The organism is Desulfogranum japonicum DSM 18378 (assembly GCF_000429945.1).
Classification (GTDB): domain Bacteria; phylum Desulfobacterota; class Desulfobulbia; order Desulfobulbales; family Desulfobulbaceae; genus Desulfogranum; species Desulfogranum japonicum.
Genome location: NZ_AUCV01000103.1, coordinates 1 through 3,322 on the forward strand (window position 1 = coordinate 1; position 3,322 = coordinate 3,322).

Sequence of the window (3,322 nt, forward strand, 5' to 3'; positions counted from 1 at the left end):
CCCACCGTTATCCGTAAAGCGTATCAAACCATTGACGAGCAGCGAACTGAGCACGAGTATGACGCCGACGGCAACCTGGTGAAAACTATCCAGTTCAATGGCGCCGACCAGGTCGTTACTGCCTATAGTTATGATGCCAATGGGAATATGGTGAAAGAGGTGAACCCGGTCGGAGGTATCAGCACCATCACCTATGATTATATGGGGAATCCTCTCGCAATCACAGACCCGGTAGGCGTGACCAACTCTTCATCCTATGATCTCCAGGGGAACCTGGTGCAACAAAAATATGCCAATGGCCGTATAGTTGAAACCGAATACGATGCAGCCAACCGACCAGTCAAGAAAATAGATAGCGCAGGCGGTACCACCACTTTTGCATATGATTATCAGGATAACCTGATCAAAGTCACCGATGCCTTGGGAGGTATTGCCCGTTTCAACTTTGACAAGGATAACCACCTCACCAAAAAAGTTGACCAGGAAGGCAAATACCAGATCTATTTTTACGAGCAGGGTACGGATAAAATTTCAAAAGTGGTGGACGGTAATAATAATGCCATCGAGATAACCTACCAGGGGTTCCAAGGGTGCGGAACCTGTTCAAAAACCTATAAAGATAAACCTGTTCAGATTAAATTCCCTACCTTTACCCGCTTGTTTGAATATAACCTGCGCGGCAATCTGATCAAGCAGACGGACAAAGCAGAAGGCATTAGGCAAAGCACAACCTATAAGTATGATAAAGCCGGGCATCAGATTGCTGTTACCAACGCAGCAGGCTACACCACCCAATATGAATATGACAAGATTGGAAGAAAAGTAGCTACCGTTGACCCCGCAGGTGGGGTGACAACATCCTCCTATGATGCCTTAGGTAACCTGATCGCAGTAACCGATGCCAAAGGCCAGACAACCACTTTCACCTACAACCAGCTAGGGAATAAAATGAGCGAAACCCGCCCACTGGGAAATACTTTTTCTTTCAAATATGACCAAGTGGGACGTTTACTGCAAAGAGTTGATGCCAAAGGTCAGCTGAAAACATATCAATATGATGACGTGGGGCAGTTACGAAGCTATATCCTGCAAAAAACTGCAGACAGTAAGCCAGAAAAAACAGTAACCCTTGATTTCAATCAACAGGGTCAAATTACGGGCTATAACGACGGTGTCACTAAGGGCAGTTATGACTACGACCTCTTAGGAAGGCAACTTAATGGCCAGGTTGATTATGGAACCTTCACTGCTCAACACGCATACACCTATTACAAAAACGGCCTGAAAAAGAGCTATACTGCTTCTGATGGCGAGACCAAATATTACCGGTACAACAAAATCAATCGATTGAAAGAAATATCAATCCCCGGTGTTGCTCAAATATCCTATGACCAGTTTTATTGGTTTCTTCCTAAAAAAATAACCTTTCCCGGCGGAGAGCAAACTAATAATTACGACGGCCTGCTCAGATTAACAAAGCGTCAAAGCATAGCTGGTGGAAAAACAGTCCTTGACTTGAACTACGCCTATGATGCCCTTAATCAGGTGGATACCAAGCAAAGTGCAGATAACGTTATCCAATATGGTTATGATGATTTGCAACGCCTCATTCAGGTAGAAGAAAATGGGCAGCAAGCAGAAAAATACGATTATGACGATGTGTATAATCGGACTGCTGACCTCGAGCATTCTAATTATGTCTATAATGTTAATAATCAACTTCTTACTGCTGCGAACACAGAATTTTGTTACGATAAAAACGGTAGTACTGTTAGCAGCTCCTCTTCCGTTGAAAATGAAAAATTTGTCTATAATCTGGAAAATCGTCTGATTAAAGTCTTAAAAGATGGCTTGAACGTAGAATATGCGTATGATCCTTTTGGGCGTAGAATATTTAAAAAAATTAATGGCCAAATAACTTTTTTCTATTATACAGATGAAGGGCTCGTCAATGAATTTGATGAACAAGGTGAAATAAATACTGAATATATATATAAGCCTAATTCTGTATGGAGTAGTGATCCTGTTATATTAAAAAATGATAAAAAATTATATTTTTATCAAAATGATAGTGTTGATGCCGCCGTATTGTTAACAGATAGTAACGGTAATGTTGTTTGGTCTGCTGAATACGATTCTTTTGGCGATGACAGTGTATTGATAGATTTGGTAAAAAATAACCTACGTTTTCCTGGCCAATACTTTGATGTTGAAACAAATAATAACTATAATTGGCATAGATATTATAATAAGAAAAATGGTCGATATTTAACTGAAGATCCTTTTGGTATTTATGGAGGAATTAATTTATATATATATGTTTTAAATAATCCTGTAAATGCAATAGATCCGTTAGGGTTAAAATGTATTATTAAGATTGATACAGACTACAGGGATAAAACTGGATTGATTAAGTGGTTTTATAGTAGCGATCCAGGTAATCCTATACGTGAATTTATCTGTAGTCATCCTGATGCTATTTGCTATGACGGTCGGTACGAATACAAGGCTAAAAAAGAACAGTGGGCTGTTTATACAGCAGTTGTAGAAGTTTGTACTGATGAGTGTGGCATATTTTTAGGAAGAAATGTCCTTTCTAAAACTTTAAATGAAGGGACTGAATATTGGATTACTACAGAAGTGTGGAAGAGGGTTAAGTCTTACTTCAATGGATATGCATTTCCAGATGAATTTCTTGGTGAATGGGAAAAGATTGATGATATTTTTATAAAATGAGTAACTATGCGTATTTTTATCATTATTACAGTTTTTTTGATTATTTTTGGTGCTAATTTCTGTTTAGGTTCAAGCGAAACTGAATTTGGTGTTAGTTACGATGGTCCCGGATACCAATATGATTTTATTGACATTCTTGTTAAAGAACAAATTCCTTTTTATCTTGATGATGAGGGGGTGGTTAAGATAGATAAAAAGTACAATTTTGTTGTTAAAAAAATTATGGAAAAAGTAGAAACAAGACCTTACGTTGTAGTTTCTGGAGAAAAATATGCTTCTACAATGGCTTTGTTATTAAGCAAAAATAAGGTTGATTATGATGTTAGAGTAGACTGTCTAACTGGAAATATTTATTTTATATGGTCTAGTAGTGATAATGAGATTGCACGGAGGGTGTCTACTGTGGATTTTGCAGAGTCTATTAAGACAAGCTACAAAACGAGGCGTTTAGGCGATTATTTGATAGACTAACAAATACACAAAAAAGGTGCTACTCATTAAAAGGGAAAAGGGGACACCCATTAAAAGGCAATTGTCAAGGGAATATACTCCTCCGTTAAGGTAAAATACCTTGTCAAAATACGGA

The 3,322-nt window shown here is 38.3% G+C and carries 2 protein-coding genes; both read left to right on the top strand.

Annotated elements, in window-relative coordinates; all coding sequences use genetic code 11:
• The coding region (locus tag G493_RS0122360) for an RHS repeat domain-containing protein (RefSeq protein ID WP_028582151.1) at positions 1 to 2,736 on the top strand (2,736 nt) is incomplete at its 5' end.
• A gap of 6 nt (positions 2,737 to 2,742) precedes the next feature.
• Positions 2,743 to 3,207 carry a hypothetical protein gene (locus G493_RS0122365; RefSeq protein ID WP_028582152.1) on the top strand — a complete coding sequence of 155 codons (465 nt, stop codon included), beginning with the start codon at positions 2,743 to 2,745 and terminating at the stop codon, positions 3,205 to 3,207.
• Positions 3,208 to 3,322 lie beyond the last annotated feature (115 nt).